This is a genomic window from Methylovulum psychrotolerans, from assembly GCF_002923755.1.
GTDB classification, from domain to species: domain Bacteria; phylum Pseudomonadota; class Gammaproteobacteria; order Methylococcales; family Methylomonadaceae; genus Methylovulum; species Methylovulum psychrotolerans.
The window spans coordinates 196842-212579 of sequence record NZ_PGFZ01000005.1 but is presented as its reverse complement, the minus strand read 5'-3'; the positions used below and the strand labels follow the sequence as shown (position 1 = coordinate 212579).

Genomic DNA, 15738 nt, shown 5'->3' with positions numbered 1-15738 from the left:
GCCAAATAATGGCCTTGAAAAATTCACCGGCGCTTATTTTTTAATATAAAGGTCAGTAATCGTACCCGTAATCATTTCCGCCGCAAAGGCAAACGTTTCTGACAAAGTCGGATGCGGATGGATAGTCAGGCTAATATCTTCGGCATCAGCGCCCATTTCCAACGCCAATACCGCTTCGGCAATCAGTTCGCCCGCGTTAGGGCCGACCATACCGGCACCGAGAATCCTGCCCGTGTCTTTTTCGCACAGGATTTTGGTAATGCCTTCTTTGCGGCCCATGCTTAACGAACGGCCGCTCGCCGCCCAAGGGAAAGCCGCCTTATCGTAGTCTATGCCCTGTTGTTTGGCTTGGTTTTCGGTCAAGCCCATCCACGCGATTTCAGGGTCGGTATAAGCCACCGACGGAATGGTCAGGGCATCAAAACTGGCTTTGTGTCCGGCAATCACCTCGGCGGCCACCTTACCTTCATGGACGGCTTTATGCGCCAACATCGGATTGCCGACAATATCGCCAATGGCGAAGATATGCGGCACATTAGTACGCTGTTGCTTATCGACGGTGATAAAACCTTGCTCGTTGACTTCGACCCCCGCCAATTCGGCACCAACCAACTTACCGTTAGGACGGCGGCCCACGGCTACCAAAACGGCATCAAACAGTTCCGATTCGGGTGCGCCCTTACCCTCAAACGACACCTTCAAACCTTCCGGCAAAGCCTCAATCGCCGTGACGCGGGTTTCCAGCCAGATATTTTGGTATTGTTTCTTGATGCGGCGGAACAGCGGCGTAACCAAGTCTTTATCGCAACCGGGGATGATTTGATCCATCAATTCGACCACGCTGATTTGCGAGCCAAACGCATGGTAAACCGTCGCCATTTCCAAACCGATAATACCGCCGCCGACAATCAGCAACTTGTTGGGGATTTGGCTTAAGGCCAACGCCCCGGTCGAATCCCACAAACGCGGGTCATCGTTCGGGAATGAAGGAATTTTCGTCGGTTGCGACCCTGCCGCGATAATCGCTTGCTGGAAATTAACCACAGTAGTGCCGGCTTCGCCTTGTACCGTCAGGCTATTGGCTGAGGCAAATTGCCCCACGCCGTGAACAACAGTGACTTTACGTTGTTTAGCCAAGGCAGACAAGCCACCGTTTAAGGTCTTGGTCACACCTTCTTTAGAGGCGCGGATTTTATCCAAATCCAGCACTGGCTTACCGAAACTGATACCGTGTTCGGCCATTTCATCCGCTTCATGGATAACCAAGGCGGTGTGCAACAACGCTTTAGACGGAATACAGCCGACATTCAGACACACGCCGCCCAACACCGGTTCACGTTCCACCAAAACCACTTGCTTACCTAAATCCGCCGCCCGAAACGCCGCACCGTAGCCGCCGGGGCCGCCACCTAATACCAACACTTCCGCGTCAAGAACTGTTTCACTCATGTCTATCTCTCTTAAATTTAAAGTAACAAACGGCGGATGTCGCTTAAGTTTTGCTTGATGACCGCCATAAAACGCGCCCCTTCGGCACCGTCTATGACCCTATGGTCATAGGTCAAATCCAGCGGTAACATCAACCGGGGTATAAATTCCTTACCGTTCCAGACTGGCTGCATTTTAGCCCGGGTCACACCTAAAATCGCCACTTCCGGGGCGTTGACTATCGGCGTAAACGCCGTGCCGCCAATGCCGCCCAAACTGGAAATGGTCAGGCAACCGCCCTGCATATCCGCCGGCATCAATTTGCCTTGGCGGGCTTTCGCACTTTTCTCCGCCAACTCCACCGCCAATTGGTTAATGCTCTTGGTATTGACATCACGCAACACCGGCACAACTAGGCCATTAGGGGTATCGACGGCAATACCGATATTAAAATATTTTTTCAGGATCAGGCTTTCACCATCGCTGGACAGCGAGGCATTAAAGCTAGGGAACTGCTGCATCGCGGCAACCAATGCCTTAATGATAAACATCAAGCCGGTGATCTTAATTTCATCCTTACCTTTTTCGGCATTCAGCGCATTGCGGAAGGCTTCCATATCGGTAATATCCGCTTCTTCGTGATACGTCACCATCGGCAGGTTCAACCAGACCCGAGTCAGGTTCTGCCCAGTCAGACGCTTGATCTTGCTTAGTTTTTGCACTTCAGTAGCGCCGAACGGCGAGAAATCGACCGCCGGGATGCTAGGGATACCCGCACCCGCCGTACCCGGCAGACCCTCAGCCATGACTTTCTTGACGAAGTTTTTCACATCGTCTTTCAAAATCCGGCCTTTGCGGCCACTACCCGCCGTAACCTTACCGATATCGACACCCAACTCGCGGGCGAACAAACGCACCGAAGGCGAAGCATGGGCTTTTGCCCCTGTGCCGCTAATCGGCGCAACCGTTTCGGCCACAGCCGCTTTCGGTGCAGGCGGCGGTGTGACGGGAGCGGCGGCTACGGCAACCTCAGGTACGGGGCTAGCCACAGCCGGGGTGGCCGGGGCGGCAGGTTTTTCGGCAGCACCCTGCCCTGATTCGGCGACCATGACAGTAGCGATTAACGCCCCTTCGGCAACCTTATCGCCCGGCTTGATAAAGACTTCTTTGACTGTCCCGGCAGCATTGGACGGCAATTCCATAGAAGCCTTATCGGTTTCTACCGTAGCGACCGTCTGCTCCAATTCAATAACGTCACCGACTTTAATCAGCACTTCCACGACATCAATAGACGGTACGTTACCGACATCAGGCACTTTAATTTCAAACAACCCAGTTTTATTATTATCGGTCATCTTCTTATCCTTGGATTACATTAGCCACGGTGCTTTGACATCTGGCGAAATACCGTATTTGGCGATCGCCACGTCGACTTTGGCAAGCTCAAATTGCCCCAAGTCAGCCAGGCTCTTCAATGCGGCGATAGTGACATGGTAGCGGTCCACTTCAAAAAAGCGCCGCAAATTCTCGCGGGTATCCGAACGGCCAAAACCGTCCGTACCTAATACCGTATAAGGGGCGGCAATCAGACTGCGGATTTGCTCGGCAAAGGCACGGGTATAATCGGTGGCGGCAATGACCGGCCCGACAGTTTTCGCCAAACAGGCCGCAACATGCGCTTGCTTAGGCGGCTCGGTCGGATGCAGACGGTTCCAGCGCTCGCAATGTTGCCCATCCCTGGCCAATTCGGTAAAGCTAGGGCAACTCCACAAATCGGCTTCCACGCCCCAATCGGTGCGCAACAACTCGGCGGCGAATTCAACTTCCCGGAAAATAGTCCCCGAACCCAACAACTGCACCCGTGGGCCTTTGGTGTCCGCACCTTGGCGGAAACTGTACATCCCCTTGAGGATGTTATTTTCCTCGCCTTTCGGTAAGGCCGGATGCTCGTAATTTTCGTTCATCACGGTGATGTAATAGAACACATCTTCCTGTTCGACATACATGCGGCGCAACCCGTCTTGGATAATCACCGTCAGCTCGTAAGAGTAAGTAGGATCATAAGAAACGCAGTTCGGTACAGTCGCCGCCATCAGATGGCTATGACCGTCTTCATGCTGCAAGCCTTCGCCATTCAAAGTCGTACGCCCTGCCGTACCGCCCATTAAGAAACCACGGGTACGCTGATCGGCAGCGGCCCAAATCAAATCGCCGACCCGTTGGAAACCAAACATGGAATAATAAATGAAAAACGGGATCATCGGCACGTTATGGGTAGAATAAGACGTACCCGCCGCAATCCAGTCGCACAGACCGCCGGCCTCGTTAATGCCTTCCTGCAAAATCTGCCCGTGCTTGTCTTCCTTATAGAACATCAGCTCTTTGGCATCTTGCGGCGTGTATAACTGACCGACTTGCGACCAAATGCCCATTTGCCGGAACATGCCTTCCATGCCGAAGGTTCTCGACTCGTCAGGGACAATCGGCACAATACGCTTACCGATATTTTTGTCTTTGGCGAGGATATTAATTAAACGCACAAAAGCCATTGTTGTGGAAATTTCGCGGCCTTCGCCCGTCGCTTCCAACAACGCCTTAAAATCGCTTAACACCGGCACATCCAACGCGTAGGACTTGCTGCGGCGTAACGGCAAATGCCCGCCCAAATCGGCACGGCGTTTAAGCATATACTCCAGTTCCTTAGAACCTTCCGCGAAAGTCAGGTACGGCAGCTCGTGCAGTTGGTCGTCCGTGACCGGCAACTCGTAACGGTCACGGAAATGGGTCAGCGAACTGGGGCTCATTTTTTTCTGTTGGTGGGTGATGTTTTGCGCTTGGCCGGATTCGCCCATGCCATAACCCTTAATCGTTTTCGCCAAAATCACCGTCGGTTGGCCTTTATGGTTAACCGCCGCATGGAAAGCCGCGTAGACTTTAGCAGGATCATGGCCACCCCGATTTAGTTCCCAAATATCACGGTCAGACCAATCGGCGACCATCGCTTTCAGCTCAGGGCTGTTGAAGAAAAACTCCCGGACATAGCCGCCATCTTTGGCCTTAAAGGTTTGGAAATCGCCGTCTACACATTCCATCATCCGCGCAATCAGCAAGCCTTGCTTATCCCGCGCCAACAGCGTATCCCAACGCTGGCCCCATACGACTTTAATGACATTCCAACCCGCGCCCCGGAATTCGCTTTCCAGCTCTTGGATGATCTTGCCGTTGCCGCGCACCGGCCCGTCCAAACGCTGCAAATTACAATTGACGACAAAAATCAGATTATCCAGCTTTTCACGTCCGGCCATACCAATGGCGCCCAAAGATTCCGGCTCATCCGTCTCGCCATCGCCTAAGAAGCTCCATACCTTACGGTTAGCGGTATCGGCAAAGCCCCGGTCTTGCAAATAACGCATAAACCGCGCCTGATAAATCGCCATAATCGGCCCCAAGCCCATCGACACGGTCGGGAACTGCCAAAAGTCCTGCATCAGCCACGGATGCGGATAAGACGGCAAACCGTTACCGTTGACTTCTTGGCGGAAGCTGTCCATTTGCTCTTGGGTCAACCTGCCCATCAAAAACGCCCGTGCGTAATCGCCTGGGGTTAAATGGCCTTGGGTATAAATCAAATCCCCGCCATGATGGTCGCTGGCGGCGTGCCAAAAATGGTTATAGCCGACATCATACAGCGTCGCCGCCGAAGCAAAACTGGCAATATGGCCACCGACATTGGTATGCTTATTGGCGCGTAACACCATCATCATCGCGTTCCAGCGCACATAAGAACGGATTTTTTGCTCTATCGTCGCATCGCCGGGAAATTGCGCCATCCGCTCGACCGGAATGGTGTTGAGATACGCCGTATTCGCACTAAAGGGAATATCAAATCCTGAATGGCGGGTCACCGCCACCAGTTGTTCAATCAGAAAGTGTGCCCGTTCGCTGCCATCCTGTTCCAGTACGGATTGTAAAGCTTCAATCCACTCCCTGGTTTCTGCCGGATCAATATCATTCTGTCCGGTAATTTCTGATATTAGACTCTTCATCATGGTTAATCCTGTTTGGGTTTGATCCTGTGGGGGGTTGATCGTTTAGCGCAACGGCATAGCATGGGTAACATTAAAAAATGCCAAACCCGGCGGATACCGCCTAAGCCTATCCTGTTGGGTTCTTTTGTGCCAGATTGGGGGGTAGGCGGGTAACGCAGTCAATACGCTTTTTAAAGTCATTGCTTGAAATAGGCTGGTGAACGGTGTTTTAGGCGGCGACGCCTAGTAAGAAATACACGCGCAGTTCGACATAGTATATACAAATGAAGGGAAGCAATGCACTCGTTTTAGCAAATTTACCTGAGTACGCAGACACGGCACAGCCTCTCAAAAGCATCGCCAGCCTTTATGGCCACCCCAGCCCTGCGGCAAGGGCTGTGATATAATTCACATTTTTTCAAAAATCTCCGCCGCGTCCAGATACTTAAGGGGCTTTGGCATTTACAAAAGGCCTTTATCAAAAAATCCCGTATCCTGGGACGAAGACGGCAATGCCTTTCTTTGGCTGCTGGTCAAATGGCGTTGGGCTTCTTTTGCCAGCAAGTTGGTCATGTCTTGCGTCGGCAACGGCTTGCTAAAAAAATAGCCTTGGATGATGTCACAGCCGCGATGGGTCAAATATTCCAATTGCTGCTCAGTCTCCACCCCTTCGGCAATGATCTTTTGCCCCAAAGAATGCCCCATTTCAATAATCGCCGAGGTCAATCGGGCATCTTTCGATTCGACCGTCATTTCCCGAATAAACGATTGGTCTATTTTCAGCACATCAATGGGGAAGCTTTTCAGATACGATAATGACGAATAGCCCGTGCCGAAATCATCTAAAGCAATTTTAATGCCCATTTTCTTCAAACGCTGCAACTGCAACTCAATTTGCTTAATGTCGCCGACCAACATAGATTCGGTGATTTCCAACTCTAAATGCTTGGAATCCAGTTTGGCTTGGGAGAGCGCATCTTCCACCGATTTGAGGAAATTATTATCGGTAAACTGCCGCGCCGAGACGTTAACGGACACCTGTTTTAAAGGATAATCAGCCAGCAACCACTTTTTCATCTGCAAACAGGCGACCTTCATAATCCATTCGCCAATCTCGACAATCAGCCCGGTCTCCTCGGCAATCGAGATAAATTTATCAGGCGGGATCATTTTCGGCGGCTTAGTCGAACCTTGGAACCAGCGGATTAAGACCTCTGCACCAAAAATGGTGCGGCTGGCGGCGTAATATTGGGGCTGGTAGTACAACTGCAATTCATTTTTCTCTAAGGCCTTGCGCAAATCCAGTTCCATCAGCAAACGGTCTTGGGTTGCCGCCGCATAATCTTTTTTGTAAAACTGATAATTATTGCGCCCCTGCTTTTTCGCCTCATACATAGCAATATCGGCATGTTTCAACAGCACCTCGGCGGTCGTGCCGTCGTCGGGATACATAGAAATGCCGACACTCGCCCCGATAAACACTTCGCGGCTTTGGATATGGTACACTTCTGATAATTTATGGATAATCTCCCCGGCAATCATCGAAGCCGAGTACAGCGCCTGTTCATGGGAGGTCTGGTTCAGCAACAACAAAGCAAACTCATCGCCGCTTAACCGCGCCACCACATCATCTTCGCGCATAATCGCGCGTAGCCTGACCGCCGTATCTTTCAGCAAGCTGTTACCCGCATCATGGCCTAAAGAATCATTAACGGTTTTAAAGCGGTCCAAATCAATAAAGAAAATCACCGCAAAATAGGTTTTATGCTTAACCTCTTTCAAAAACAGGTTGAGGCGGTTAAAAAACACCACCCGGTTCACCAACCCCGTCAAATCATCATAATGGGCGATTTGCATGACCCGTTGCTCGGATTGCTTTTGCGCGGTAATGTCGAACAGCGTCGCAAAATAACTCACCTCTTGGCCTTCCTGGGCAATAGCGATAATATCCAAACGCACCGGCAACAGCTTACCGTTTTTATGCCGACAATTCAGTTCCCCCGACCATAACACTTCCTGCTCATTATTAAAAAAATCGGTACGGATCAGCTCAATTTGGTCATCGATAATCCGCGACATCGGCTGATGGTTGATTTCGTCAAACACATAGCCCGTTAACTGGGTAAAGGCCGGATTAACCCGGTTAATCCTAAACTGGGCATCCAAAAACACAAAACACCAATGGCAGACCTGAAACGCCTGTTCCACCTGACCGAGCTTCGTCTTTTCTGTCTGGTCGACAAAATGTCCGGTGACCAGCAAATACAGACGGTTTTGCATGACATCAAAAACCGGTGTCCTGATAATCTCCAGAATTTCACTCTTATTGTCGAGCCGAGGAATAACCCGCGTTTCCTTAACCTTGCGCCGTAAATGCCAGGCACTTTTATCTTGGATACCGCTCAAGCGTAACGCCCGCGCGTTGCTTTGCGGAAACGCGATCAGTTCGTCATCGGTCTTGCCGATATAATCGACATCCTGTAAATTTAAACTGAGCAGGTAAGACCGGCTCGCCCGTAACCAATGCCCATCCCGGTCTTTTAGGCATAAAAAATCGGGGATATGCTCAATGACGCGTAAATAATCCTGGTTTTGCGGCGATAACACAGGCATTTCATAATAAGCCGCCTCTTGCGCCTCTTCATCATTGGCAGCCAGCGCCTCAGCCCGCCATTGCCAAAGATAGCCGATAAAAAACACCATAAATACCGTACCGTCCAGCCCCAACAAAGCCTCGGCCAGCTCATCTTTATAGGGCACATGCCAATCGGGTACAAAATGCACTATCACCAGATAAGACACATTTGCCAACACCAGCACCAATAAGCATAAAGGTATCTTATAATTCATAAACCCATGATTAACGCATAGCAAGCAATGTTAAATAGATAGCCACAACCGCATTGGCTTGCTAGTAGTTTAAACGCAAATACCGCATAACCCAAGTCCACAATCAATAAGGCTTACCTTTCGTTCCCAAACGTATCATGCCGCCACATCCGTCTCTTTCAAGACCAACTTGCTTAAGACAGGTAAGATGATAAAAGTGCTGAACATAATCCAAAAAATCCCTACTGTAATCACCAAACCCATACTGGCAATACCTTGGTGACTAGAAAACGCCAAACCGGCAAAACTGGAGCTAGTGGTCAACGCGCCATAAAACATGGCCCTGGCGGTGCTGGACTGATACATATTTTTCTCTTCAATCGCCGAATGGCGCAATTTTTCCACCATGTGGATACCGTTATCGACCCCAAAACCCAATAACAGCGGCAAGGCGATAATATTGGCGAAATTAATCGGGGTGTGGGTCAGCACCGTGCTGGCCATCGTAAACAAGCCTGCCAACACCAATGGGGTCATAATCAGCAAGGTATCGGTGACATTGCGGCGGATGCTGAACAAGACCAAGGCGATGGTGATTAAGGCAATGGTAATGGCTTCTTGGAACGCCGCCACCACTGCCTTCATAGACTCCCAATATAAAATCGGCAAATCGGTGGTATCAGGCTCTACCGCCTGCACATCGGTGATGAACTGCACCATATTGGCCAATTCGTTCAAATTCTGCTTAGGGAAGATCTGGATACGGTACCAGCCCTCTTTACTTAACCAACGGCTCTTAATATCGTCAGGAATATCCGCCAAGGCAATCCCGCCCGCATCAAAGCTGCCCAGCAACTCGTTCATCACTTGCGGTAACGTCCCCATCAGCGCGGTTTGCACCTTATCGACAAAAGCATGGCGATAAGGTTGCAAACGCGCGTCGTATTCGGTCAACATATCCTGCAATTCATCTCTAAACCCCGTCAAGATGGCAATTTCTTGCGGGTCGGTCTTTTTCGGCAACACAGCCGCCAAAGAGGTCAGCAAATGCCGGATTGCCGGAACTGGGTTATTGTCCATATTCAACGGCGGAAACTCGCGGGTCTGTATGCCCATGGTCAACGCCATGTCCTCAATCAGCGCCAGCTTATCGTCCTGCTCGGTCGGCTGAAAATCAAACAGGCTGATGGTTTTGTCGACCGTCGCCAGCGTCGCCAGCTTTTTTTGCACAGCCTTGGCCTTGTCCGCATCCTTCACCAACACCGTCAGCGTCATCGGCGTGGTTTCCTTGTCTTGGGTCAGGCGCTTAAAGGCAATGACCGATTCGGTATTAGGGTCACGCAGATTAATCGGGTTAAAATCGGTCTGCACTTGCGGCACCAAAAATGCCGCCCCGACCGCCAACATCGCCACCAACAACGCAATCGGCTTGGCATAACGCATGGTTAACGCCGCTATCTTAGACGGCAAATGCTCAAACCCTGAGGGTGTTTTAACGATAGGGGTAGCCGATACGGTCATCGGAATCAGTTTTAACAGCACGGGTAAAACGATCAGCGTCACCAACAGACAGATAAACAAACTGGTTCCCGCCAACAGCCCTAATTCCGACACGCCCTGATAATCGGTCGGGATAAACGCATACAAGCCTATCGCGGTCGTGCCTGCGCACAACAGCAACGACGGGCTAGTCGAGGTTAAGGTGCTGATAATCGCCCTATCTTTATTAATATGATGGTTGATGTTATCGCGATAGCGCAAACAAAAATGAATAGCATACTCGACCCCCAAACCGATGTTCGACACCGCAAACGCCACCGAAATCAGATTCAGCTCCCGCACCGCCGCCGCCGCAAACGCCCCGCACAACACCATGCCTAAGGCCAAGGTCACTAGCGTCGCCAAGGTCAAATACACCGAGCGGTAAGCCACCAACAAAATCCCCAGCACCACCACCACCGAAAACAGGCTGGCGTTAAACGTCCCAGTGCTGATGCCGGACAACTCGTCATCCTCCAGCCCCACCTCACCGCTGAGCCACACCTTCACTTCCGGCAAATCGGCCTCTTGGATTTGCGCCACCGCTTTGCGCACCGAATTGATCGCCTCCTCCGCCGGACGGATGCGGGCATAATCAAATTTAGGCCGGACAATAATAAAACTGTTTTTGGAGGTGACTTTCTTGCTGTTGGTGATCAGCTCTTCCCACGATAACAAAGCCTTGTCGCCGTTCATGGTCTGATGCAACGCCGCCGAGACTTTTTTCAGCATCGCGGGCAAATCCATCGGCACCGGGCCATTATCGCCTGTTGCCGTCAGCGCGTCGTCAATAATGGAAAAAAAGCCCGACAAATGGGTTTCCTGATAAATCCGCCCGATAAACGGCTGCGCCTCGGACAAAGTCTCCGACAAATCCTGTAAATCCGCCTTATCCAGATACAGCAAGCCATTGCGGCGGAAAAACGGGTTATCGTTAGGCGTGTAGACTGACTCAAAATTGACCTTATCGGCGTTTAACAAACGGCTTAAGCGTTGGGTCGCCGATTTGGTCAACTCCGGGGTACTGGATTCTACCACCAGCAGCAACGTGCGGATGTCTTGGGGAAACGCCTGCTCAAACCGACGGCTGGTTTTTTGGAACGGCGCATCCGGCGCGACCAGCTCGGTGGTGTCGGTATTGATGCTGAGGTTATTGGCGGTATAGACAAATGCGAAGCCTACCGTCACGCAGACGACGAGCAAGATAAGCAAGGGATGGGCAACACTCCACTTCCCCCAACGGGACAATAAGTGTTCACTTTGGCTGGTAAATGACATATCGGACAGTTTGAGTTTCAGAAACGGATTAGAATAGCCGAAATTGGCAATGGGCGTTAAAGAATCTTGTGGGGTGGTGGTGATTTAAGGAAGCACTCAATGACCACGTTTTTAACATTAAAATAAATAGTTAAGATTTTAGGCAACAGATGTGTTGTTATCTTTAATTAAAACAAAAAGTTGCAACGGAGTCCGTCTCCCTCCCCTGATGGGGAGGGCTGGGGTGGGGAGAATCTACATAAGGCTTTTTTCATTAAACGGATTGAAATCAGTCTGATTAAAATCTCTGTGCTATATGTATAAGTTATTGATTTTATTCTCCCCACTCCAACCCTCCCCATCTGGGGAGGGAGCCGCCTCACTGTACAGGCTTGTATTTTTAACAAATGCCCAACCCTATTTCGGGTGGGCATTATAAAAAACTTGGACATCAGGCAATAGGCAACACCCACATCACTCCAACCCCACTTGTTGGCTTAACTCCTCCCAATAATCCAACCCCTCACCGCCCAAGCCTTTAGCCAAGTCCTCCAAAGCCTGCAACACTTGCGCCAAGCCAATCTGTTTAGCAATACGATAAGCCGTTAACCAAGCCGTCAAAGCGTGTTGCTGCTCATCATTTTGCCAATGGATATGCCCGATATTAAACAAAGTCGTACATTCACCTGCCCTATCGCCGATGGCTTGCCGGATGTGCAGCGATTGTTCCAAGTAGCGCAAGGCGGTGACGTAGTCGCCTTGGGCAGCGTAAATCTGGGAAATGTTATTGAGTGTCGTGCCTTCGCCGGATTTATCGCCGATGGCTTGCCGGATTTGCAGCGCTTGCTCCAAGTAGCGCAAGGCGGTGCCGTAGTCGCCTTGGGCGTGTGCAGTTGTGGCAAGGTTATTGAGCGTCGTGCCTTCGCCGGATTTGTCGCCGATGGCTTGCAGGATTTGCAGCGCTTGTTCCAAGTAGCGCAAGGCGGTGACGTAGTCGCCTTGGGCGTGTGCAGTTGTGGCAAGGTTATTGAGCGTCGTGCCTTCGCCGAATTTGTCGCCGATTGCTTGCTGGATGTGCAGCGATTGCTCCAAGTAGCGCAAGGCGGTGACGTAGTCGCCTTGGGCATCGTAAATCTGGGAACTGTTATTGAGCGTCGTGCCTTCCCCTTTTTTGTCACCAAGTTCACGGTTAATGGGCAATGCTTGTTCATAATAGGCCAAGGCGGTCGCATAATCGCCCCGCAAGTCCTGAATCAAAGCTATTTGGTTATAAACAAAGCTCTCGCCTTTTCTGTCACCTAACGCTTGACGTATCGGCAACAGGGCTTCATACAAACCTTTGGCCTCATCATAACGGCACTGCTCATATAAATGATTAGCCAAAGCCCCCGTCACTGGCGAATAAATAGGCCATTGCTCGCCCAGCTTGGCGATTCAGCTCAGTTCCCAAAGCTCTTCAAGGCGGATGGCATAATCACTCTCCCACCACAGCTCATACAAACACGCCGCCGCCAAGCGATAAACCGCCTGTTGCTCCTCGGCATCCAAAATATCTGCCATCAACGGCACCAGCAAGCGCGAAACATAAACCCCATCCGCCACCGTTTCCACCAAGCCTACCGCAATAGCCGCCTGTAAATGGCGGTCAACATCCGCCCCCACCATCACCGCCCCTAGCAGGGCTTTCGGCACAAACACCTCAAACAAGGCCAAGCAAGCGATCAGTTGGCGGGTGTCGGCGTGTTGGTAGTCCAATAAGGTTTGCAGCAGCAATTCTTCGCGGAATGCCGTCTGTTTGGCCGCCAATTGGGCGAATAGGCTTGCCGTGCCTAAACCTGCCGCCAACACCTGGTATAAGCGTTCTAACAGGCGCGGATTACCCGCCGCAAGGCTGATGGCTTGTTGCTCTTGTTCGGTGCTGATACTGTCGGCCAGATCGTTCGCCAAGCGCAAGGCGGCGGTTTTTTTGCCCAAATCCGCGCCCTGCAAAGAATCTAAGGGCAAAGCGGTGAGCCGCACCTGTCCGGCAGTTACTTTAAAAGCATAACGGCTGGTCAGTAACACCCGGCTGGGTGAGCCTGTTTGCTGGATAACCGCCAATAACGCGGCGACAATCTCATAAGCGGGCGGCTCAAGTTGCTGATAATTGCCATCACGGAAATTTTGCTCAAAATCATCAAAAACGAACAACGCCCCGTGCAACACCTCAAACTGCCTGAACAGCAGTTGCAGGCGGGCTTTCAGCGGTTGCGGTTGGTTTAGGAGGTCGTTCATGGCCGGGGCATGTTCGGGCAATTTGTCACCGAGCAGATTACGCAGCACGGTTTCATCCAGCCCCCCGCTGGCGATAAAGCGCAGCGGCAAATCTTGCGCTAAGCGTTGGCAAATGCGCAAGGCCAAACTGCTTTTGCCTAAACCGCCCATGCCCGTGAGGATAATGCCTTCGGCATAGTCCTTATCGCCTGGGACACTGCGCAAAATCCGCAACGCCTGTTGCAACAGCCGCCGCCTGCCGACAAACGCCGCGCGGGGGCAGACTTCGACTTTAGCAAGGCTGTCCAAAAATTCTTGGTGGATTTCCGGCGCTGCCCGCTTCCTGCCTTTGATGACCAACGGGGTAAGCGGGGTTTGGTCGCCATATAAGCGCAATAAATGCCATTGTGGCTGATAAAAGGGGTTACTTTGCATCAGGCTTTGCTCGTGCTTATACAGGGCATGGCGGGTATAACACACCGCCCGCTCCAGTTCGGTACCTTCCGCTAAACGATAATACAATGCTTCCGCCGCCAAGCTGGCGATGGCATCATAAACAGGCTGAGCCCAGCCCAACACCGCTGGCACCCCCGCATCGACCAAGGCGGCGCATAAGCTCGGTAACGCCAACTCGCTGGCTTGGGCGGTTTTGCAACCGGACAAAAACAGCAAGCGCGGAAACCGACCCTGCTCATTAAACATTTCCGCAATAGCCGCCGCATCGGTCGCTTGCTGTTGCCCTAACTCGTCTTCCAATAAGAACACCGGCACGCCGTCAACAATATCGGCATGGCCGGTGATATGGATAACATCAAACAGATCATCCGCCGCCCCATAACTGAGCCGTTCGCGTAAGCCGCTTAAAGAGCCGCTCTCTTCCACCACCAGTTCGATATTGCTCTGGCGGGTCGCCGCTAAAATCCGGCCTTCTTCCTGCTCAAATTGCAGCACGGGCTGGACATTCTGCGGCGAGCTGGCCATAAACAGCAAACGCAAGGGGCGGTTTTTCGCTTTGGCGGTTTTATCGGTGCTTGCCACTCGCCGCAAGGGGGTAAAGGCGTGGACTTGGTCGGCACATAAAAACCGTCCGTTATGCAGCAGTTCCCACGCCAACTCACCCAGCGGATGCAGGGTGTCGATAGTTAGCACGGTATCTTTGCTATAGGCCTGTAAAAACCCTTCCGCACCATCCAACCAAGCAAACAACTCTTTACCCAGTTGCTCTAAGCGCAAGCCCTTCTGGTAATGCGCTTGGCTACGCGCGATAAAGCCGTCCAGTTCGCTGGCGGACAGTTCGCGAGTCTGCGGGGTGGGGTTGCCGTCGATAAAAAACCGCAATTGGTAGCGGTCGGTGTTGGGCTTAAAGACCGTTATGCGCAAGCTCTGCATTGGGCATCCTATCCTTAGCGGTTTTGGGAATTAAGGTCTTTAAGCATTTTCTCGATATGCCCCGCCGAACCGGACAGCTCTATGGTGCGGTTATTTTCGGTGACTTTGACTTGGACTTGTTGGTTAGCCAGTGTTTCAAAAACCTTCGCCATTTGGGTAATCGCCCCACCTTCACCCATGCCAATAGTCAACGCGCCACCTGTCCCTACCGCGATAGCCAACACCGTCACCATCGACATCTTGGCAGAACCACCCGCCCTTTGCGCGATAGGTTCCGGCGCAGCAAGCACCTCAATAGTGTATAGCTCTTGCAATTGATAACGGGCTAACGCTTTCTGTACTAAAGCAACCGCCTCAGCTTCGCCAGACGGACAGGTTAAGTAGATTTGCATGATCAAACCCTTCAAGTGATTGGTGGCACTTATCTTAAAGTAAGGCGGGCTTGCTGGCTAGGTAATAATTGCAGGGATGGGGTGAAAAAATTCAGGCAAACGCTAAAGGGTACAAATCTTGGAGCGCGGGCATCTTGCCCGCAAGGGGCGGGCAAGATGCCCGCGCTCCAAAATAGCATACCGACAGTTCGGGTAGAACGCAAAAGTCCTTAGTGATCGCCCACAGCCAATATACCCCCAAAACCCCAGCCAATAAAAAACCCGCGAAGCCTTACGGCTTGCGGGTTCTTGTATTGCTTGGGCTGATTAGAACCCTTATTTGGTAGATGGCCGGAACCGCATTTATAGCGCAAATATATGATAAATAATAAAATAATTTTTTGCATTTTTTATGATACCAACAAATATACCAACACACCCCCGTTGCTTAGGTGGCTTTGCATGGTACGGCATGGCATAAAAGCCTAAATTACCACCGCAACGGGTGCGCCCTATAATGCCGTTTCGTGATTCGGTCTTGAACCAGCCCTATATTAAAGGAATAAAACCGGATCAAGCCCGCCAGCTAATACGCCAAAGACACGGGAAAACTGCCCAAGCCAAGCGGTTCTGGCAAATGATAG

Annotated in this window: 8 protein-coding genes; all 8 read right to left on the bottom strand. The window is 51.4% G+C overall.

All coding sequences use genetic code 11. The features are described 5' to 3' along the window. Positions 1-33: 33 nt before the first annotated feature. The 8 genes from lpdA to AADEFJLK_RS12810 all read right to left on the bottom strand — a co-directional run bounded on the left by lpdA (position 34) and on the right by AADEFJLK_RS12810 (position 15115). Positions 34-1449: a dihydrolipoyl dehydrogenase gene (gene lpdA, locus AADEFJLK_RS12845; protein ID WP_103974558.1), complete on the bottom strand. Its 1416-nt coding sequence runs from the start codon at positions 1447-1449 to the stop codon at positions 34-36. Positions 1450-1466: 17 nt separating this feature from the next. Continuing rightward, positions 1467-2783, bottom strand: coding sequence for a dihydrolipoyllysine-residue acetyltransferase (aceF, locus tag AADEFJLK_RS12840; RefSeq protein ID WP_103974557.1), 1317 nt, complete (start codon positions 2781-2783; stop codon positions 1467-1469). Positions 2784-2798: 15 nt separating this feature from the next. After that, complete coding sequence (gene aceE / locus AADEFJLK_RS12835; protein WP_088618718.1) at positions 2799-5477, bottom strand: pyruvate dehydrogenase (acetyl-transferring), homodimeric type; 2679 nt, start codon at positions 5475-5477, stop codon at positions 2799-2801. Between the two features lie 441 nt (positions 5478-5918). Further along, on the bottom strand, positions 5919-8306 hold the full coding sequence (locus AADEFJLK_RS12830) for a putative bifunctional diguanylate cyclase/phosphodiesterase (RefSeq protein ID WP_103974556.1): 2388 nt from the start codon (positions 8304-8306) through the stop codon (positions 5919-5921). Between the two features lie 135 nt (positions 8307-8441). Beyond that, positions 8442-11102 (bottom strand): MMPL family transporter, encoded by a 2661-nt coding sequence (locus tag AADEFJLK_RS12825; RefSeq protein WP_103974555.1) that lies wholly within the window; start codon positions 11100-11102, stop codon positions 8442-8444. A gap of 453 nt (positions 11103-11555) precedes the next feature. Further along, positions 11556-12464: a tetratricopeptide repeat protein gene (locus tag AADEFJLK_RS12820; RefSeq protein WP_146054585.1), complete on the bottom strand. Its 909-nt coding sequence runs from the start codon at positions 12462-12464 to the stop codon at positions 11556-11558. Between the two features lie 51 nt (positions 12465-12515). Next, a complete protein-coding gene (locus AADEFJLK_RS12815; RefSeq protein ID WP_103974553.1) occupies positions 12516-14723 on the bottom strand; it encodes a CHAT domain-containing protein in 2208 nt (735 codons plus the stop codon). A 14-nt stretch (positions 14724-14737) separates the two neighbouring features. Beyond that, positions 14738-15115, bottom strand: coding sequence for a hypothetical protein (locus AADEFJLK_RS12810; protein ID WP_103974552.1), 378 nt, complete (start codon positions 15113-15115; stop codon positions 14738-14740). Positions 15116-15738 lie beyond the last annotated feature (623 nt).